The organism is Halalkalibacter sp. AB-rgal2 (assembly GCF_041821005.1).
In the GTDB taxonomy this organism is placed as follows: Bacteria; Bacillota; Bacilli; order Bacillales; family Bacillaceae_D; genus Halalkalibacter.
In genome coordinates this window covers 125266-146096 of sequence record NZ_JBGUAV010000002.1, presented here as the reverse complement: position 1 = coordinate 146096, position 20831 = coordinate 125266, and the positions used below count along the sequence as shown (strand labels likewise).

Genomic DNA, 20831 nt, shown 5'->3' with positions numbered 1-20831 from the left:
CTACAAACAAAAAACCTTCTGCCCACACGACGTGTGTCGTGAGGGGCGGAAGGTTCAAACCGCGGTACCACCCTCATTTTTTGCTTAACGCAACTCGGGGAGAATCAACTCCAAGATAACGGATTATCCGTATGTACCTACTATTGCATCAGGTTCAGTACATGAACTCAGAAGGGCTTTCAAGAAGGAACCAAACTAGTTCACAGCAACCACTAGCTCTCTGATGTTGGTTTCACATCTATCTTTCTTCATCATCGTTTCATTATGTATAGTTTTTACTTTTTAATTAAGCAGAAATAGTACTAATTGTTTGATAATTTATCATAAACACAACCTTCTGTCAATTGTTGTTTAGTTATTAACTGTCGTTGCTTAGTCATAAAAATAAGTGCAAATCATATATAAATATGGGAGGGGGGAAGAGGTGATGATGCATACAGTACAAATTGGAGAGACGATTAATAAGGTCGCTTTTCAATATGGTATACGTCCATTCGACATTCTTTTATTTAATCGTGAAGTCTTTTCTGAACAACAATATATCTACCCTGGAATGAGATTATACATACAAAATGGAACGCTTAGACAAGATCAAATGGATTGGTTAGGGTTAACTGAGTTTAATCAGCATGATTTAGAAGGAATGCTATCGCGGTTACAGAAAAACGGAGTTGAAACGGATGTCATTGGTTACTCAGTTATGAATAAACCGATATACGCATTTAAAATAGGGACCGGTAAGAAGAAAGTGTTTTACTCTGGCGGGTGGCATGCCAATGAATGGATCACCTCTAAACTGTTAGCTTATTTTTTATATGAGATTAGTGAAAGGCAAAAAGATCAACAAAGATGGCATGGTTATTCAATTGAGGAATTATTGAAAGATAGTACACTTTATGTTGTTCCAATCGTGAATCCAGATGGAATTGAATTAGTTCAACAAGGTATTTATAATGAGCACCCGCACTTTCATCAGGTATTAGAAATCAATAAAGGAATGAGGTCATTTGATCATTGGTCTAGTAACATTCGAGGTGTGGATTTAAATCATCAATGGCCAGCTGGTTGGGCTAAGGAAGCAAATGAAAGTCCGAAAGAGCCATGGTCAAGACATTACAGTGGACAAAAGCCATTAACAGAACCAGAAGCTAAAGCGATTTACAATTATACGAATCAACATCAATTTGATTATGTGTTGGCATTTCACTCTCAAGGTCAAGTCATTTATTGGGGCTATAATCATTTAGAGCCAGAAGTTAGTGAGGAAATGGTAAGCAGACTATCTTATGTTAGTTCTTATTTACCGGTTAAAACAGCGGATAGTGATGGAGGATATAAGGATTGGTTTATTCAGCATTATCGTAAACCTGGTTTTACTATTGAAGTAGGTGTAGGAGTTAATCCATTATCGCCTGATCATTTTTCTGAAGTATGGTCTAATAATTGCTTGCTAACCTTAGAAGCACTGTCACTATAAGAAAAAGGTCATCCAATTTGAGAGATTTGGATGACCTTTTTTGATTTATTCATATTTTAGTGGGTCGCCATCAAATGAATCATCTGATACTTTAATCGAATCCGTCGGACATCCTTCAAGGGCGTCGATCATATCCTCTTCTAACTCATCAGGTACGACTGTCGTACCTTGATTATCATCTAAAATGACAAAAGCAATCCCTTCATCATCATAATCATAAATATCAGGTGCTGCTGCTCCACATGCGCCGCAAGCAATGCACGTATCTTTATCAACAATTGTATATTTCGCCATTTCTATAACCCTCCATTTAGTCTGTATCTATATTACCTTATCCTGAACAACTGGCAAATGTTCATAACTCACAAATTGAATAATTGTTTTCCTAATGAACTATTTTAAAACGGAATAGAGAACTTTTCAACATATTCGTCTTAAAATAATTTATTTATTTTTATTTTCTTTAAAAACAATTAAGAATATAAATGTTTGTTTATTATTAGTAATCCCGTTATTTGCTTAAATAAGTCCCTTTTATTAGAGGGAATTTGATACAATAAAATTGAAGCGATGAAGTTAGTAGGTGTATGTATGGATAGAAAACAATACATTATTTTAACAGTATTAGCTGCTTTTAATGGGGAACGCTCTATTTTTGGTGCTTATCATGTATTGCAAGGGAAAAAATCAGCTCAAACCATTCAAGACCAGTCCCTATTTATGATATCTTCTTACTTTGGTTTATTTCCAAAGTGGTCAAGAGACGATTTTATTTTCGAAGTAAAGAAATTGATTGCTCTCAATTATATTGAAAAGTTCAACAAAGATCGAGTGAAATTAACTAAATGCGGTATACAAACATATGAACAAAAAAAAGCTACAAACAATTTTGCTCATGATTTGAATGGTTGGAAGTATCACAAATGGTCGCGCATTGTTTGGTTGAGGCTGGCACTTTACATACAATCCTTGTCTTTTTTAATTTCAAAAGAACCAAAGTTTTACCCATTAACACAAAGGTATTCGGTTCAACAGTGGGTCAAGAAACATTTACCGAAAGATTCCGAAATACAGAAACAACAATTTGTCCAAATACATAACGAATTAAAATCGATATTAGATGATTGTGAAACAGGGCAAGCAAAAGCTTTTACCTATCAATTATCGAGTAAAAACAATATAGGCAAAACAAAAAAGCAAATCGCTGAAGAAATGACGACTTCTGAAGATATCATTGCTCTGTTACATAAATCTGTCATACATAAAATATGTAATTTGGCTCAAAATGAAACAGCTTATCCAATGCTGCACCTGTTTGTGAATGATATTGAGGGTCAAATTATACTTACAGATTCAACGAAAAAGACGTATGAGCTCATACAAAGGGGGCTTAGTTTAAATGATATCATGAACCGTCGACAATTAAAAAAAAGTACGATAGAAGATCATATTGTTGAAATGGCCTATGCAGGAGTTCCCTTCCAATACAAATTATTTATTACGGAAAAAGCAGAAAATGAAATTATTCATTGTATCGAGCAATTAAGAACGACAAAATTAAGAGTCATTAAAGAGCATTTAAACGATACCGTTACATATTTTATGATTCGGCTTGTCATAGCAATAAGGAAGGTGCACTATGAGTCTTGAGCAAGTATTAAAAGAGAAATTTGGTTATGAGAAATTTCGTAATGGTCAAGAACCCATTATTCGTGCCATTATGTCCAAGCGTAATGTGTTAGCTATATTACCGACTGGAACAGGTAAATCTATTTGTTACCAATTACCAGCATTATTGTTAGAAGGTATAACGATTGTCGTTTCACCATTACTATCATTAATGGAGGATCAGGTTCAAGAACTTCGATCTAATGGTATTAAAGAAGTAGTAGCCATTAACAGTTTTATGCCAAAGGAAGATCAAAGGCGAGTTATTAAGGATTTACAACGATATAAGTTAGTGTATGTGTCACCTGAAATGTTGCAGCATCGACATTTGAGGAGTCGAATGCTGAGCATGCAGGTGTCTTTGTTTGTCGTGGATGAAGCACATTGTATTTCTCAGTGGGGACATGATTTTAGACCTGATTATTTGAGGCTAGGTGATGTCATTCAACATCTAGGTAGCCCACCGTGTTTAGCGATTACAGCGACAGCGACAAAAGAAGTTCAACGCGATCTTATCGCTCAACTATCGCTTCATAACCCTGAGCGAATTGTCCAATCGATCAATCGTCCTGAAATTGTGATATCAGTTGAGAGCTGTGTTTCAACGGAGGAAAAAATAGAAAAAACGAAAAAGCTCATTCATCAATTAGAAGGCCCTGGAATGATTTATTTTTCAAGTCGATTATGGGCAGAGTCGATGTGCGAGCAGTTAAAGAAAGATGGTCATAAACGAGTGGCGTATTACCATGGTGGTTTATCGACAGAGGATCGAATACTAATCCAACAACAATTTATGAAAGAAGAGCTAGATCTTATTTGTTGCACGAGTGCTTTTGGAATGGGTATCAATAAAAAAAACATTCGTTATGTGTTGCACTTTCACTTTCCAATAGAATTAGAGGCTTATGTTCAAGAAATTGGGCGTGCAGCTAGAGATCATGCACCAAGTATTGCTATTTCACTTTTTTGTGAGGATGACAGAGCATTAGCAAAGAGTTTAATTGAACGGGATACCGTTACAATGGAGCAGCTATCACTGCTATTGCGCCGTGTTTCACAATACAAAAAAATCAATGAAGTACCCGTGGAGGACCTTTTAGTAGAAACGGGTTGTTCGGAGACGAATTGGAGGTTAATTGTATTTCAATTGGAACAATTAAATATTATTAATCATATGATTATTTCTCCTTTTCAAATAGATGAAATAACGGCAATTATACTGGAATCGCAACAGAAAAGGATGTCAGTAAAATTAGCGAAGTGGAAAAAAACAGAAGAGTATTTAACTAGTACAACGTGTAGAAGAGACGTGTTATTACATTATTTCTCAGAAGAAAAAGGACGAGAGAACGCGTATGCGTGTTGCGATATTTGTACATTTTTATTATCTGCTTATGAACGAAAAAAAGAACATGAACATTCACAAGAAGATTCAACATGGCAGGAGCATTTACATGCAGTGTTTAAGGTATAATGATGTTACTAATACAAGTTGATTTCTTTTTTTTATTGCTTGTACAACATAACCATAATTAATAAGTAAAATAAAAGGAGGTAAATGATATGAATAAGAACTTAGAGGATCAAGCAGAAAAGTTGAGAGAGCAAGTAGAAGAATATCAAGAGAAGCAAAAAGAAATGTCGTCTTTACCTCCACGTAGTTCGATTCATAAGCGCCAGCAACGAGAACAGAAAAATAAAAAACCGAAGTGGAGAGTACGCTTTGTGTTGATTCGTCTTTTTCTTATCCTGTTTCTTTTATTAATTGTAGCAGCTTTAGTTTTGCCAAATTGGCTCTAATCCATTCTATCATACGTTTATTGGACATACATTGTAATGAGGTGATCATCAATGAGCGGATTAAAGGAATGGAAAATTCAAAATGACTATGGTAGTCCAGTTGTTAAAGTGATGTTGGAGGAATTAATTGAACGAAAAATAAAACTTAAAAAATTTGAAAAATATAATCGATATAGTGGTTATCTTACTTTAATATTTATATCAATACTGTTGATAGTCTGTTACATTGAATTTACTCAACGGCTTATTTCTTCCTATCAATCGTTATTAACGAGTATTATAAATAATTCGCTTTTTTTATTTGTTTTACTATTAACTGGATTAAGCTTCATATATGTTCAATATTTAAATAAAAAAGTTACAAAGGCTGAAAAGGAGTACGAAGAGCTTCGCGAAGAATTAATGAATCGTAGTTCTGAACTTTGGGAAGAAGATACTCAATGGTTAGCAAGGGAAAATGTTTATCACTATATGAAAGCTGAGCATGACATTAATTTATATTACAAATAATTGACTATGAGCTCTTTTCTAAATGATTGACACCGAAAAAAAGATAGGACGACCTTGTATACGAGTGACCGTGAATGATAATAACGCTATTATTAAAAAAAGCAATTCTACCAAAGGCTATCGTTTTTTTACTTTGGATGCAATAAACTTCAATTGGAAGTCCTAGTCGGTAGTTATAGGAAATATCATTATTAGTAATTAGTGTAAAATTCCTTACTTTTTTTAATCGCATCAAATTATCCCCCTGTAATGAAAACGATTACTTTCCTTATTAGTATAGCGATTTTGTACGAATAAAACAACATAAATGCTAAAAATAAGTGAATCATCTAAGGCACTCGCTAAGCTCAGTATAAACATTAAACCAATGATAACAATACACCCAGTGATTTGCTTATATATTGTCACAATCGGACTTTAAAGAAAATGAATAGCTGTGATATAATGAATAAAATAACTATATGTCATGTTGGTGTAAGGAGTGAGGTAGATGTCAGCAATACAATTAATTGGAATTCTTGGTTTTGGCTTTATGGCATTAGCACTAGCTGTGGTTATGGCTATATATATGTTAAAGCTATCTGAACACTCTGAATAAGAATGACGCGAAAAGAAGTTGACAACCAAAGGGAAGTCAGCTTCTTTTTTAAAAGAAATGGATATACATTACTCCTGAAGTTTAATAAAGAAAATGCTTTGGGCACATTATTCTAAGTAGCTGAAACGCTTTATTTAGTAGAGGTGATTGAATGGAAAAGAAAATATTTCATAGATTAGATGAATTATATGGAGAAATGGTTGAGTTGAGAAGGGAGTTTCACCAATATCCTGAGCTTTCATTTGAGGAAATCAAAACCCCTAAAATGATTGCTGATTATTTAGAACGTATAGGAATTGAAGTTAAAAGGAATGTTGGTGGTCGTGGCGTAGTTGGCTACATAAAAGGTGGGAAGCCAGGAAAAACCGTTGCAATTCGAGCAGATTTTGATGCCTTGCCAATACAAGAAGAGACGAATCTGCCTTTTGCTTCTAAGGTACCTGGTGTGATGCATGCTTGTGGACATGATGCACATACTGCTACATTACTCGTTTTAGCGAAAGCATTAGTCGAAAATCGCTCTGAATTACGAGGATCTATTGTTTTAATCCACCAATTTGCTGAAGAATTAGCTCCAGGAGGGGCAATTGAAATGATAAAAGATGGCTGTTTAGAAAATGTTGACGTTATTTTTGGTAATCATATTTGGAGTTCATTCTCTTATGGATGTATTGGTTATCGTTCAGGTGCTATTATGGCCTCAGCTGATCGTTTTCATTTAACGATATACGGTAGAGGAGGGCATGGAGCAAGCCCTCATGAAACCGTTGATGCTATAGTAGTTGGTTCATCAATCGTCCAACAACTACAACAGATTGTCAGTCGTAATATAGACCCATTAAAGTCAGCAGTTCTATCAATTGGTTCCTTTCAAGCAGGCGGTGCGTTTAATGTCATTGCTGATCAAGCGAGGCTAGTAGGTACAGTTCGAACGTTTGATGAAGATATTCAAAATTATATGATTAATCGTATGGAGCAAATCATTAAAGGTATATGTGAAGCGATGAATGCAGACTATACATTTAATTATGAAAAGGGCTATCCAGCTGTTGTCAATGATTCTATTATGACTAAACAGTTTAGTAAAATAATTAAAAATAATATAAATGAAGTTAAAGTGGAAGAGATAGATCCCGTTATGGGAGGGGAGGATTTTGCTTATTATTTGCAGCATGTTCCAGGTGTCTTCTTTTTTACTGGCGCTGGTAATATGGAAGGTACCTCTTACCCTCATCACCACCCCAAATTTGATATAGATGAACGTGCCATGTTAGTTGCAGCGAAAACGTTAGGAAGTGCTGCACTATCCTACTTGAATGGAAACTTCGAATTAGGTATTGAAGAAGAAATGAAGCCGTTAGTATAAATGAAAAACGATTACAAAGAAAGATAATAACATTTCGGTGGGTCTAATGTTAAATATTGGACTCACCTTTTTGATGTGACAATTTTTAATGTTAGTCTGAACATACTTTAGTTAATCTAGGAGAGACTAACGTAAAATATTTAAACTTTATGAACAATGAATCCAGTTTCATTTGCGAACCTTCTTTTCAGTTTTGTCATACCGTATACTATGAAGGCTGTGGATCGAAATTGGCAGAATGTTAGGAGGGTGAGGATATTGCGCCTTGAGCGGTTAACGACGAATAAATTTAAAGCTTTTTTATCAAATGATGATATGAATGAAAGAGGGTTAACTAAAGATGATCTGTGGCAAGATTTGCCTAAAGTCCATGACCTATTTCGAGAAATGATGTTGGAAGCAGATGATGAACTAGGTTTTAAAATAGATGGTCCAATTGCAGTTGAAGTCTATGCCATGCCAGCGCAAGGGATGGTGATTATCGTTTCAAAATGTGAAGTGGATGAATGGACTAATGAAGAATTTGATGATGGTTATATAGAGATGCAAGTCACTCTTGATGAAACAGAGGATTTTTATTACGTATTTGATGATATTGAAAGTGTCCTTTTACTTGCTGAACGATTGTATAATCTAGGTATAGGAAATGGTACACTGTATACATTTGAAGGCCATTATTATTTAGCGTTTGAAGAGTTTGACGTTGATATAGAATTAGAGGAAACATTTGTCGCTGTTCTTTCTGAATATGGCTCACCTGCAACGGTTTCGATATATCGTGTACAAGAATATGGGAAATGTTTAATGGAACATAATGCGATAAAATTGTTATATACACATTTTTTTAATCATTGATAAGAAGACTGAGCAGAGTCAGTCTCTTTTTTTGTTAAAATGCCCTTCATCATAAATAAAATTGTAAAAATTTTAATTTAGTATGGAAATTATCAGGCTCATTGATTATATTAGATTGAGATGAATAATGATTTTGGATTAAGCATTTTGAGGTGAAAATTAGGAGATGTCTAAGATAAAGGGAAGTACGGAGGAAAATGACGTACTTTTTACAACTAAAGAAGAATTTACGATTGCATTTAATAAGTTAGGATATTCCGAAAAAGAATACTTACAATTTATGGAGCCGGCAAGACTCGTTAAAGTGACGCTACCTTTGAAGTTAGATGATGGTTCGACAAGGTTATACACGGCATATCGTGTACAACATCATTTATATAAAGGTCCCACAATGGGTGGTGTCATTTGTCACCATAATTATAATGAAAATGATGTAGAATCTTTAGCGATGATTATGAGTATTAAAGCGGGAGTTTCAAGCATTCCATTTGGTGGAGCAAAAGGATTAATTATTTGCGATCCTCGTGAGTTGTCTTATCGAGAAATGGAACGCTTAAGTAGGCTGTATATACGTAGAATGTATGAGATTATCGGCTCAAGTAAGGATATACTAACGTCTGAAGGTCAAGCGAATACTCAAATGATGTCTTGGATGTATGATGAATTAAGTTATTTTGATAAGGAGTCAGCAGGTGCCATTACAGGTAAAGCATTAGAAATTGGTGGTACATATGGTCGTGAAAAAGCGGCGGCAATTAGTATTATTACAACATTAAATGAAACGTTAAACTATAACAAACGAGAGTTAAGGGATACGCGCGTAATCATTCAAGGTTTTGGAAAAGTCGGAAGCTTTCTTGCGCAATATGTACATCAACAAGGGGCTACTGTAATTGGAGTTTCAGATAGTTACGGAGCACTATATGATGAAGATGGTTTAGATATTGATTATTTATTAGATCGACGGGATAGCTTTGGAACCGTAACTAAATTATTTAAAAATACGTTGAAGATAGAGGAACTTCAAGGAAAGCAATGTGATTTATTGTTACTTGCTTCTGAGCAGCAGCAAGTCACACCTATTCAAATAGAAAACCTTGATGCTTCGATTGTTATTGAGGTGACCAATCATTCACTACCAATGACTAATATGCCAAGTATTAATCAAAATGAACTATTTATTGTACCTCATGTTCTTGCAAGTATTGGAACAGACATCATTTCGTATTTAGAGTGGTTACAATATAAACAAGGGTTAAGATGGTCAGAAGCAGAAGTCGAGCAACAGTTAAAAAAGAGAACGGCTCAATCCTATCAAGATGTCTATGAATTAGCGATTAGACGTAAAGTTAACTTGCGCTTAGCTTCGTTTATGTATAGTTTACGTTCAATCGTTGAAGCATCTCGTTTTCGCGGTTGTCATTAGTTTGATATAATAAATAAAAAAAGGAGAAGCCTTGCAAACTGGCAACTCCTTTTTATGTAGGTGGTTTATTAATGAATAGAGAAGATGTTATTATTATTGGTGCTGGCCCATGTGGATTGTCAGCAGCAATTGCATGTCAAAATAAAGGGCTTAACACGTTAGTCATCGAAAAAGAAAACGTTGTTCATTCTATTTATCGTTATCCCACTCACCAAACGTTTTTTAGTACGAGTGAAAAGCTTGAGATTGGTGATGTAGCTTTTCTAACAGAAGAACGAAAGCCTAGACGAAATCAAGCATTAGTGTATTATCGTGATGTAGTGAAAAGGAAAGAGATCCGCATTAATAAATACGAGCGAGTATTGAAAGTGAAAAAAAAGGGTGGGTTATTCAATATAAGCACATCAAAGGGGTGTTATGAGTCCACTTTCGTTATTGTGGCGACTGGATATTACGATTCTCCCAATATGCTTAATATACCAGGTGAAAACCTCAGTCATGTCCATCATTATTTCAAGGAAGCTCATCCGTACTTTGATATGGATGTTGTCGTTATAGGAGGGAAGAACTCAGCCGTTGATGCATCGCTAGAACTACAAAAGGCTGGTGCACGAGTAACGAACTTATACCGTGGTAATGATTATTCAACAAGTGTTAAGCCATGGATTTTACCAGAGTTTGATTCGTTAGTTCGTAATAACTCCATTCAAATGGAGTTTAATACTGAAGTAACTGAGATTACGAACTCATCTGTCATATATAAAAAAGAAGGTACGAGCCAAGAGGTTAAAGCTGATGTCGTTTTTGCCATGACGGGTTATCATCCTGATCATTCGTTTATTAAAGCGATGGGAGTAAAAGTAGACGTGGAAACGGGGCGTCCAAACTTTGATCCAGTGACAATGGAAACAAATGTAAATGGGCTTTATATTGCCGGTGTAATTGCTGCGGGAAACAATGCTAATGAAATATTTATTGAAAATGGACGTTTTCATGGAGAGGTTATTGCCAATCATATTATTTCATACTCATGAATGTAAAAGTCTAGAGATGGGTATTTCAAGGGGATTGAAAAAGTTTGATTTTTAACTTTTCCAGTCCCCTTTAAGCAATGCGCGAAACCTTTGCCTATTTTGAAAAGCTTAGTATGAGTGGTTTTTTTATTACGATTATTGCTCAAATAAAGCGTGCATCTGAGATAAGTCATTTGTTTGTTCGAGTACCACCATTAATTTCAAGCGAGCCTTTTGTCCATTTAAGCCATTTGCGAAAATGACTCCTAATTCTTTTAATGTTCTGCCACCTCCTTCGTAAGCATAAATATCTTGAACGATACCACTAAAGCAACGTGAAACAAGAATAACAGCTATATTGTTAGATAGAAGTGATTGAATAGGTTTAACTAATTCAGGAGGTACATTACCTTGGCCGAATGCTTCGATCACCAACCCATCTATATTCGTCTTATGGATGGCGTCGATGATGCTAGGGTCCATTCCTGTATAGGTTTTCATTAAGGCAACGTTCTTATTTAATTGAGTCAAATTATACGTCTCACGCTTCGTTAACGTGTGGTGAAAAGTAACCCCGCGCTTTGTAACAATCCCAATTGGCCCATATTGAGGGCTTTGAAATGTAGCAATATTGCTTGAATGTGTTTTCGTTACGTTTTTTGCAGTGTGAATTTCATCATTTAAAACAACAAGAACACCTTTTCCTTCCGCCTCCTTACAGGCAGCTACTTTGACAGCTGAAATGAGGTTATGAGGACCATCTGCGCCGAGTTCATTACTTGATCTCATTGCACCTGTCACAATCAGCGGGATGTCCCATCCTAATAATAAATCAAGCAAATAGGCTGTTTCTTCAAGAGTATCAGTTCCGTGAGTAATAACAATTCCTTCTAATTGATCTTCCTTAACTCGTTTCTTCATATGTTTTGCTAATTGTACTACTATATAAGGAGTCATATGAGGAGAGGGAATATTTAAATAATCATCAACGATGACAGAAGCTATTGTTGATAGAGATTCAATTGTGGAATATAATGGATTTAACTGTTGCTTTAAGATTGTACCATTTGGACCTTCTTGCATCGCAATCGTTCCACCAGTATTAAGAATAAGTATTTTTTTCAATTTATACACCTCTTATCGATCTGAATAATGATAGTACTGACCTTATATATCATAGCAGAATAATGATTTACTTGAGGAGGTTATGAAGCATTTTTCTGCACGTTTTTTCTGAGTCGAATAATCAAAGGTTCAAATGCTTAAGATAAAAGGGAAAGGACATATAATGATTGCACTCATTACAGCAGCTATTGCTCCGGGAATGGCTTTATTATCATATTTTTATTTAAGAAATCATTATAGTGATACAACAGTTGGTTTTATTTTTAGGACATTTTTTGTTGGTGCTCTCTTAGTGTTTCCAGTTATGGTATTACAATATGCTTTCTTAACGGAAGGTTACTTTCAACAAGCTTTTCTTCGTACTTTTTTCTTATATGGATTTGTTGAAGAATTTTTTAAATGGTTTCTTCTTTATTTTTTTACTTATCAACATACGACATTCACTAAACGTTATGACGGTATTGTTTTTGGTGTCGCGTTATCGCTCGGCTTTGCAACACTTGAAAATGTTTTTTACTTATTAGCAAATGGTCTTGATTTTGCTCTTGGAAGGGCTATTTTTCCTGTATCGAGTCACGCTCTGTATGGGGTCATAATGGGCTACTACTTTGGACGAAGTAAGCTTGAGCATTCAAGAAAACGTTTATATCTATTTTTCGCTTTATTATTTCCATTTTTATTACATGGAACATATGATTTCATTTTAGTATTATTTGATATATACTTTCTTATTGGAATGATTCCATTTATGCTGTTATTATGGTGGTTAGCATTGACAAAAGTAAAACGAGCTCATCAATTAGATGTTTAAGAAAGGGGAATAATCATGCAACAGAGAGAGCGGTATCGCGTTGTTATACGCTGTTTAAGTTGTGGTGAAAAATATATTTTACGAGGTTATTTAAATGATCATGGTGAGTTTGAAACGGGATTTAAACGGTGTGTATGTGGAAATGATCAACAATTACACACAGATGCAACTCTCGAATAAAAAAGAAAACGAAATAACCTTGCAAATTTAACGAAAGTGTTGTACCTTTAATAAAACAATATATGATGATTCTTATCACGAGAGGCGGAGGGAATGGCCCTATGATGTCTCAGCAACCAGCCACTAGGTCAGGTGCTAATTCCAACAAGTTGAAATTGACTTGAGAGATAAGAAGGAGAGCTGATTAAATGTAAACAAACACCTTCTTCTTATTACTCGAAGAAGGTGTTTTCTTTGTTCTACAAAAAGTAAGAAGGATATGATGATGAGACTACTAAAAAAAATTAATCTGAGTTGTCTTATTTGACTAGGAGGTTATGTTGATGAATGACAAGCATTTACGCACAGAACTTGTACAAATTGGAAACCGCTCAAAAGATCCTACAGGAACCATTAATACTCCTGTTTATTTCTCTACAGCGTATCGGCATACAGGTATCGGAGAATCAACGGGATATGATTACTCTCGTACAGGTAATCCAACAAGGGAAGTGTTGGAGAACGCCATTGCTAGTTTAGAAAAAGGAGACAGAGGCTTTGCCTGTAGTTCAGGAATGGCCGCCATTCAAATTGTCTTTTCATTATTCGAGGCAGGGGATGAAATTATCGCTTCGAAGGATTTATATGGCGGAACCTATCGGTTATTTGAAGAAGGCTGGAATAGATGGGGTTTGAATTTTTCGTATGCCGATCCTCGTGATATTCGTAATGTTGAAGCTTGTTTAACTGATAAAACAAAAGCGCTCTTTATTGAAACACCGACAAATCCACTTATGCAAGAAGCATCCATCAGTGAATTAGCTACTTTTGCTAAAAAGCACGATTTGTTATTGATTGTTGACAACACCTTTTATACACCATTGCTACAGCAACCGCTAGCTGAAGGTGCTAATATCGTTATTCATAGTGCATCAAAATATTTAGGTGGTCATAATGATGTGATTGCTGGACTAATAGTCGCAAAAGGTGAAGCTTTATGTGAAAGGCTCTTTTATTATCAAAATGGTGTAGGTGCGATACTTTCATCTTTTGACTCTTGGTTATTAATAAGAGGAATGAAGACATTAGGTTTAAGAATGAACAAACACCAAGAAAATGCGAAAAAAATCGTTCAGTATTTTGAGCAAGAGGAAGGTGTAAAAGAGGTACTTTATCCTGGGAAAGGCGGGATGGTTTCATTTCGAATTGAACAGGAAGAATGGGTAAATCCATTTTTACAACAATTAAAGCTAATCTCATTTGCTGAAAGTCTTGGTGGAGTTGAAAGTCTTATGACTTATCCAGCCACACAAACTCATATGGACATACCTGAAGAAATTCGAATTGCCAATGGTGTCTGTAATCGTTTATTACGCTTCTCGGTTGGGATTGAAGAAGCTGAAGATTTAATTGGAGATTTACAGCAAGCATTTCATTACGTAAAGGGGCAGTCCTAGCATAGGATCGAGATGGGAGGAATAAGGTGACTTTTTTAAATCAGCTACAATCTAACATTTTAATTGGTGATGGAGCAATGGGGACTCAATTGTACGCATTAGGCGTTGATCAATGCTTTGAGGAGTTAAATCGTACTCATCCTGAAATGATCGTTGATGTCCACGAAAAATATGTAAACGCTGGAGCTGATATGATTCAAACGAATTCATATGCAGCTAATGCTATTAAACTCGATAAATATGGTCTTTCAAAGCAAGTGAAAGATATTAATTATCAAAGTGTGAAGCTTGCTAAGCAAGCTTCACATAATGACACTTATATATTTGGAACAATAGGTGGGATTAGACGTTTTCAATTAGAAGAAGTAGGGCTCGAAGAAATTCGAAATGCTTTTAAGGAACAAGCTGAAATCCTACTTGAATCAGGTGTGGATGGTCTTCTTCTTGAAACATTTTATGATCTAGAAGAAGCAAAGCTCACTGTGGAGCTTGCTCGTAACCTAACTTCCTTACCGATCGTGATGAATATCTCATTAGGAGAAATCGGAGTATTAAATGGTGGGATTCCTGTAACGGAAGCATTTAAAGCTTTGTATCATAATGGTGCAGACGTTGTTGGTTTAAACTGCCGTATGGGACCTTATCATATGTTGCGTTCATTTGAAACCGTTCCTATTCCTAATCAAGGGTTTCTTGCTGCTTATCCTAATGCAAGCTTGCCTGATTTCCGTGATGGACGTGTTTTTTATCAATCTAACGCTGATTATTTTCAATCAATGGGGAAAAAGTTTATCGAACAAGGTGTGAGATTACTAGGCGGTTGTTGTGGTACGACTCCGGAACATATTGCTGCGTTTGCCAAAGTAAAAAAAGAAGTAGCCCCAATTACGAGCAAAGTTGTCCGTCCTTTACATCAAATATTGGTGAAAGATCAAATTCCATCAAAAATAGATAAACCATTGCCAGAGATCGTGAAGGAACGCCATTCAGTTATTGTAGAATTAGATCCACCAAAGAAATTAAGTACGGAAGGTTTTATGCAAGGGGCTAAAGCATTGAAAGATGCCGGTGTGGACGCAATTACAATGGCTGATAATTCGTTAGCTTCTCCGAGAGTTGATAATTTATCTCTTGGTTCAATGGTCAAACAGCAGCTTTCGGCACGGCCACTCGTTCACATTACTTGTCGAGATCGAAATTTAATCGGATTACAATCTCATTTGATGGGATTACATGCACTAGGAATGAATGATATATTAGCTATTACAGGTGATCCTACGAAGGTAGGAGATTTTCCAGGGGCGACATCAGTCTATGATTTAACTTCATTTCAATTGATACAGCTCATTAAACAATTAAACGACGGTATTTCCTTTTCAGGAAAAGAGTTAGGAGAAAAATCTCAATTTTCTGTAGGAGCTGCATTCAATCCGAATGTGAAATATTTAGATAAAGCAGTGAAACGTTTAGAGAAGAAAATTGAAAGTGGTGCAGACTACTTTATGACACAACCGATTTACAACGAAGCGCAAATCGAAGCTCTTTATCATGAAACGAAGCACTTATCTCATCCAATTTATGTCGGCATCATGCCACTTACAAATAGTCGTAATGCAGAGTTTCTTCACAACGAAGTACCGGGTATTAAACTAACAGATGAAATTCGTAGTGCGATGGCAACTTGCGGGGAAGATCGTACTGCTTCAACGCAGGAAGGTCTATCTATTGCAAAATCTTTAATTGATACAACTCTTGAATATTTTAATGGCATTTATTTAATCACTCCATTTTTACGATATGAAATGACTGTGGAACTGAAGGAATATATCGATCAAAAAGCAAAATCAACAAGGAGAGTTTAAAAAGGAAAGGAAACGAGTATGACTAAATCATTGTTTGAACGACAGCTCGAAAAGAAAATTATGATTCTTGATGGAGCAATGGGAACGATGCTTCAAGATGCGAACCTTACAGCTGAAGATTTTGGTGGAGAAGAATTTGAGGGTTGCAATGAATATTTAAATGAAACCGCTCCTCATGTTATTGAACGAATACATCGTGAATATTTAGCTGCTGGTGCAGATATTATTGCGACGAACACTTTTGGGTCTACAGACATTGTATTGGACGATTATGACCTTGGTTATAAGGCTGAGGAATTAAGTCTTATAGCCGCTCAAATCGCCAAAAAGAAGGCAGAAGAATATTCTACACCTGAATGGCCAAGGTTTGTGGCTGGTGCCATGGGTCCAACAACGAAATCTCTATCAGTAACGGGCGGAACAACTTTTGAACAATTAATACATTCCTATCATGAGCAGGCTCGAGGATTAATTAAAGGCGGAATAGATATTTTTTTACTCGAAACAAGTCAAGATATGAGAAATGTGAAAGCTGCTTATATTGGAATAAAAAAAGCGAGTGAAGAAATGAATGTCGAGCTGCCTTTAATCGTATCAGGTACGATTGAACCGATGGGGACGACTCTAGCTGGACAGAGCATTGAAGCATTTTATCTTTCATTAGAACATATGAAGCCACTTGTCGTTGGTTTAAATTGTGCTACTGGACCCGAGTTTATGCGTGACCATATTCGTTCATTGTCAGAGCTTTCCACAACCTATGTAAGCTGTTATCCGAATGCTGGTTTACCTGATGAAGATGGACATTATCATGAATCACCCGATTCTCTTGCAAAGAAGCTTATCGCTTTTGCTGAAAAGGGTTGGTTAAATGTTGTTGGGGGCTGTTGTGGGACAACGCCTGAGCACATCCGTGTAATGGTCGAGGCGACAAAGGGTGTAGCCCCTCGCTCATTCAATCGTGAGCATGGACATGCGGTATCAGGAATTGAGCCACTCATTTATGATGATAGTATGAGACCGTTATTTGTTGGTGAAAGAACGAATGTCATCGGCTCCCGTAAATTTAAACAGTTGATTGCTGATGGGAAATACGAGGAAGCCTCTGAAATTGCACGCGCTCAAGTGAAGCGAGGTGCCCATGTTATAGACATATGTTTGGCAGATCCAGATCGAGATGAACTACAAGACATGGAAGAATTTTTGTCGTTTGTTATTAATAAAGTTAAAGTTCCTTTGATGATTGATTCGACTGATGAAAAAGTCATTGAAAAAGCATTAACGTATTCTCAAGGTAAGGCGATCATTAATTCAATTAATTTAGAAGATGGTGAGGAGCGCTTTGAAGCTGTTGTGCCAATTATAAAGAGGTACGGAGCAGCTGTTGTTATTGGAACAATTGATGAGGAAGGGATGGCTGTATCTGCTGAACGTAAGTTAGAAGTTGCTAAACGATCGCATGATTTATTAGTCAATAAATATGGTTTACAGCCTGAAGATATTATCTTCGACCCGTTAGTATTTCCGGTTGGAACTGGCGATGAGCAATATATAGGCTCAGCAAATGCAACGGTAGAAGGCATCCGTTTAATCAAAGAAGCACTGCCCAAATGTTTAACGATTCTTGGAGTAAGCAACGTTTCTTTTGGGCTACCTCCTGTCGGTCGTGAAGTGCTAAATGCAGTCTATTTATATCATTGTACACAAGCAGGATTAGATTACGCGATTGTGAACACTGAGAAACTTGAACGATATGCATCCATTTCAGATGAGGAAAAAGAAATGTCCAGTCAGCTATTGTTTCATACAACCGATGAGAACTTAGCAAGCTTTACGGCATTCTATCGTGGAAAAAAAGCTGAAAAGAAAGTTGAGCACTCTAATTTAACATTGGAGGAGCGACTTGCATCTTACATTGTAGAAGGATCAAAAGATGGTTTAATCAAAGATTTAGATTTAGCCTTAGAAAAGTATGATGATCCTTTAGACATTATTAATGGTCCACTAATGACGGGGATGGACGAGGTAGGTCGGTTATTTAATAATAATGAATTAATTGTAGCTGAAGTTTTACAAAGCGCTGAGGTGATGAAAGCCTCGGTTGCTCATTTAGAACCGTTGATGGAAAAGAAAGAAAATGGAAATGGGAAAGGGAAAATTCTTCTTGCGACTGTTAAAGGTGATGTTCATGATATCGGTAAAAACCTTGTTGAAATCATACTAAGCAATAACGGATTCAATATTGTGAACCTAGGTATAAAAGTAACACCTAATGAATTGATTGATGCGATTAACCGAGAAAATCCTGATGCAATAGGATTATCTGGTCTTTTAGTCAAATCTGCACAACAAATGGTTTTAACTGCCCAAGACTTAAAGCAGCAGCAAATTTCATTACCTATTCTAGTTGGTGGTGCTGCACTTACGCGGAAATTTACAAACACTCGGATTGCCCCTGAATATGATGGCCTTGTTTTATATGCTAAGGATGCAATGAATGGACTTGATATAGCAAATAGATTAGCGAAGCCGGATGAGAAACAGAAGCTTGCTGAAGAATTAAAAGAAGCTCAATTGAAGCGAGATCAAGTAACCGTAACAAAAGAGCCAAAGGTACAAAAAGAGGTTATAGTACCAGCAAGATCTGAAGTGAAAGAAGCTCAAGTGTTTAAGCCGTCTGACGTTGATCCGCATATTCTTCGCGAGTACCAACTATCACATTTAGTACCTTATATCAATATGCAAATGCTACTTGGTCGTCATTTAGGCTTACAAGGAAAAGTGAGTCGTTTATTAGCTGAAGGCGATGAACGTACAGTAGCATTAAAGGAAAAGGTAGATCAATTTTTACACGAAGCAAAAAGCAACGAACTAATCAAGGCTCATGGAATGTATCGATTCTTTCCTGCTCAATCAGATGGAAATGATATCATTATTTATGATCCAATAGATCATAAAACGATTATAGAGCGTTTTACATTTCCTCGTCAAAATCATAAACCTTTCCTATGCTTAGCGGACTATTTACGCCCAGTTTCGAGTGGTGAGATGGATTATGTTGGTTTCTTAGCAGTTACTGCAGGCCAAGGAATAAGAGAGCTGGCCGAGCAAGCTAAACGTGATGGAGACTATTTATACAGTCATTTAATTCAAGCTGCAGCATTAGAAATTGCCGAAGGGTTTGCTGAACGCGTCCATCAATTAATGCGAGATCGAATGGGTTTTCCTGATTCACCTGATATGACAATGGATCAACGGTTTGCTGCAAAGTATCAAGGAGTACGTGTTTCATTCGGTTATCCTGCATGTCCAAACTTGGAAGATCAAGAAAAGCTCTTCTGTTTACTTAAACCAGAAAAGATAGGTATTGAACTAACGGAAGGGTATATGATGGAACCGGAAGCTTCAGTTACTGCGATGGTATTTGCTCATCCTGAAGGACGTTATTTTAATGTTTTAGCAAATTAAATAGTGAGATTTTAAGCCTTATACACTTACTGTGGTGTACAAGGCTTTTTTTATATTTTTCTGAAAAAAATGGATAGTTAACTGTTTTTTTGATCCATTTGTATAAAATATGGTTCTTTACAAACAATATCCTTAGAAAGTAGGACGTATTTAAGTGTTTGAAGATAAGGAGGGTATCGTTATGCGTAAAACGATTTTAGTAATTGCGTTACTTTTAGTCAGTGTATTTCATTGGCCTCAGACGACATTCGCTTTTTCAGAACAAATTGTACAAAGAGGAGCAACAGGAGATGATGTCGTTGAATTGCAAGCAAGATTACAATACATCGGGTTTTACGATGGAACGATTGATGGTGTTTACGGATGGGGAACCTATTGGTCCGTAAGAAATTACCAAGATCAATTCGGTATGACGGTTGATGGATTAGTTGGTCCTCAGATGAAGGAACGGTTAGAGAAAACAACACAATACCACGAAGAGTTTGTTCAAAAAGCTTTGACAGAGGGTAGGGAGTTTACACATTATGGCACTACACCGTTAGATATTCAAAAAGGCCCTAAAGGAAGTACAGGTCAAAAACAGACTCAAACGCCTCAAAAAGAAGAAAAACCACAACAACGTACTGGTGAAGCAGAAGCGGACCAACCAGAGGAGGCGACCCCTTCACCTCAAGAAGCGGAGGAGCCAGCTCCATCACCTCCTGATCAGGAGCCCCCTGCTCAACAAGAGGAACCAGCAGGTGAAGAAGCAGCACCGACAGAGGAACCAATTCCTGAAGAACAACCAATACCTGAAGAACCGGTTCCATATGAAGAGGTACCAGAGGAACAGGATAATGAAGCAAATATTCAAAAAGCCGATAATGTTCCCCCTGGTTACTCTGATAATGACATTCAAATTATGGCGCAAGCCGTTTATGGAGAGGCACGTGGTGAGCCATATATTGGCCAGGTTGCCGTTGCTGCTGTCATTATCAATCGTGTAAATAGTCCAATTTTCCCTAATACGGTTTCAGGTGTTATTTTTGAGCCACGGGCATTTACTGCTGTTGCAGATGGACAAATATATATGGATCCTGATGAAACAGCGCGAAGAGCGGTTTTAGATGCATTAAATGGCCAGGATCCAACTGGAAACGCTATTTACTATTTCAATCCTGATACAGCCACATCTGGATGGATTTGGAGCAGACCGCAAATTAAACGTATCGGGAAGCACATTTTCTGTCATTAATC

At 36.5% G+C, this 20831-nt stretch carries 18 protein-coding genes, 1 riboswitch and 1 other annotated feature; of the genes, 15 read left to right on the top strand and 3 right to left on the bottom strand.

The window, feature by feature from the left end; all coding sequences use genetic code 11:
• Window positions 1-38: 38 nt before the first annotated feature.
• Window positions 39-264 (bottom strand) — a binding site (T-box leader).
• A 163-nt stretch (window positions 265-427) separates the two neighbouring features.
• Window positions 428-1477 carry a M14 family metallopeptidase gene (locus ACERJO_RS02260; protein WP_373646429.1) on the top strand — a complete coding sequence of 350 codons (1050 nt, stop codon included), beginning with the start codon at window positions 428-430 and terminating at the stop codon, window positions 1475-1477.
• A 45-nt stretch (window positions 1478-1522) separates the two neighbouring features.
• Here ACERJO_RS02260 and ACERJO_RS02255 read toward each other — a convergent pair whose 3' ends face one another.
• Window positions 1523-1771: a ferredoxin gene (locus tag ACERJO_RS02255; RefSeq protein ID WP_247105655.1), complete on the bottom strand. Its 249-nt coding sequence runs from the start codon at window positions 1769-1771 to the stop codon at window positions 1523-1525.
• A gap of 297 nt (window positions 1772-2068) precedes the next feature.
• Between ACERJO_RS02255 and ACERJO_RS02250 the strand changes: the two genes are divergently transcribed.
• The 4 genes from ACERJO_RS02250 to ACERJO_RS02235 all read left to right on the top strand — a co-directional run bounded on the left by ACERJO_RS02250 (window position 2069) and on the right by ACERJO_RS02235 (window position 5455).
• Window positions 2069-3127, top strand: a complete 1059-nt coding sequence (locus ACERJO_RS02250; protein ID WP_247105654.1) for a YpbB family protein — start codon at window positions 2069-2071, stop codon at window positions 3125-3127.
• Window positions 3117-4619, top strand: coding sequence for a RecQ family ATP-dependent DNA helicase (locus tag ACERJO_RS02245; protein ID WP_373646428.1), 1503 nt, complete (start codon window positions 3117-3119; stop codon window positions 4617-4619). Before ACERJO_RS02250 ends, ACERJO_RS02245 begins: the two co-directional genes overlap by 11 nt.
• 89 nt (window positions 4620-4708) lie before the next feature.
• Entirely contained in the window at window positions 4709-4945 is a 237-nt protein-coding gene (locus ACERJO_RS02240; protein ID WP_247105652.1) for a hypothetical protein, read from the top strand.
• Between the two features lie 51 nt (window positions 4946-4996).
• Complete coding sequence (locus ACERJO_RS02235; protein ID WP_247105651.1) at window positions 4997-5455, top strand: DUF2663 family protein; 459 nt, start codon at window positions 4997-4999, stop codon at window positions 5453-5455.
• A gap of 4 nt (window positions 5456-5459) precedes the next feature.
• Here ACERJO_RS02235 and ACERJO_RS02230 read toward each other — a convergent pair whose 3' ends face one another.
• Window positions 5460-5687, bottom strand: coding sequence for a hypothetical protein (locus ACERJO_RS02230; protein ID WP_247105650.1), 228 nt, complete (start codon window positions 5685-5687; stop codon window positions 5460-5462).
• A gap of 517 nt (window positions 5688-6204) precedes the next feature.
• On the opposite strand from ACERJO_RS02230, the gene ACERJO_RS02225 reads away from it, so the two are divergent.
• The 4 genes from ACERJO_RS02225 to ACERJO_RS02210 all read left to right on the top strand — a co-directional run bounded on the left by ACERJO_RS02225 (window position 6205) and on the right by ACERJO_RS02210 (window position 10734).
• Entirely contained in the window at window positions 6205-7419 is a 1215-nt protein-coding gene (locus ACERJO_RS02225; RefSeq protein ID WP_373646427.1) for a M20 metallopeptidase family protein, read from the top strand.
• Between the two features lie 258 nt (window positions 7420-7677).
• Window positions 7678-8274 (top strand): genetic competence negative regulator, encoded by a 597-nt coding sequence (locus ACERJO_RS02220; protein ID WP_373646426.1) that lies wholly within the window; start codon window positions 7678-7680, stop codon window positions 8272-8274.
• 166 nt (window positions 8275-8440) lie between these two features.
• The gene (locus tag ACERJO_RS02215) at window positions 8441-9700 is read left to right on the top strand and encodes a Glu/Leu/Phe/Val family dehydrogenase (protein WP_373646425.1); all 1260 of its coding nucleotides are present in this window, start codon (window positions 8441-8443) and stop codon (window positions 9698-9700) included.
• A gap of 71 nt (window positions 9701-9771) precedes the next feature.
• Window positions 9772-10734, top strand: coding sequence for a YpdA family putative bacillithiol disulfide reductase (locus ACERJO_RS02210; protein ID WP_247105646.1), 963 nt, complete (start codon window positions 9772-9774; stop codon window positions 10732-10734).
• A 135-nt stretch (window positions 10735-10869) separates the two neighbouring features.
• Here ACERJO_RS02210 and ACERJO_RS02205 read toward each other — a convergent pair whose 3' ends face one another.
• The gene (locus ACERJO_RS02205; protein ID WP_247105645.1) at window positions 10870-11838 is read right to left on the bottom strand and encodes an asparaginase; all 969 of its coding nucleotides are present in this window, start codon (window positions 11836-11838) and stop codon (window positions 10870-10872) included.
• Window positions 11839-12001: 163 nt separating this feature from the next.
• Here ACERJO_RS02205 and prsW point away from each other — a divergent pair, with 163 nt between their 5' ends.
• From prsW to ACERJO_RS02175, 6 genes are all read left to right on the top strand, one after another.
• Complete coding sequence (prsW, locus tag ACERJO_RS02200; RefSeq protein WP_247105724.1) at window positions 12002-12649, top strand: glutamic-type intramembrane protease PrsW; 648 nt, start codon at window positions 12002-12004, stop codon at window positions 12647-12649.
• Between the two features lie 15 nt (window positions 12650-12664).
• On the top strand, window positions 12665-12829 hold the full coding sequence (locus tag ACERJO_RS02195) for a hypothetical protein (RefSeq protein ID WP_247105644.1): 165 nt from the start codon (window positions 12665-12667) through the stop codon (window positions 12827-12829).
• Window positions 12830-12898: 69 nt separating this feature from the next.
• Window positions 12899-13003: riboswitch (SAM riboswitch) on the top strand.
• Between the two features lie 149 nt (window positions 13004-13152).
• Entirely contained in the window at window positions 13153-14265 is a 1113-nt protein-coding gene (locus ACERJO_RS02190) for a methionine biosynthesis PLP-dependent protein (RefSeq protein WP_247105643.1), read from the top strand.
• A gap of 26 nt (window positions 14266-14291) precedes the next feature.
• Entirely contained in the window at window positions 14292-16127 is a 1836-nt protein-coding gene (locus ACERJO_RS02185; protein WP_373646424.1) for a bifunctional homocysteine S-methyltransferase/methylenetetrahydrofolate reductase, read from the top strand.
• Window positions 16128-16145: 18 nt separating this feature from the next.
• Entirely contained in the window at window positions 16146-19595 is a 3450-nt protein-coding gene (gene metH, locus ACERJO_RS02180) for a methionine synthase (protein ID WP_373646423.1), read from the top strand.
• Between the two features lie 181 nt (window positions 19596-19776).
• Window positions 19777-20829 carry a cell wall hydrolase gene (locus tag ACERJO_RS02175; protein ID WP_373646422.1) on the top strand — a complete coding sequence of 351 codons (1053 nt, stop codon included), beginning with the start codon at window positions 19777-19779 and terminating at the stop codon, window positions 20827-20829.
• Window positions 20830-20831 lie beyond the last annotated feature (2 nt).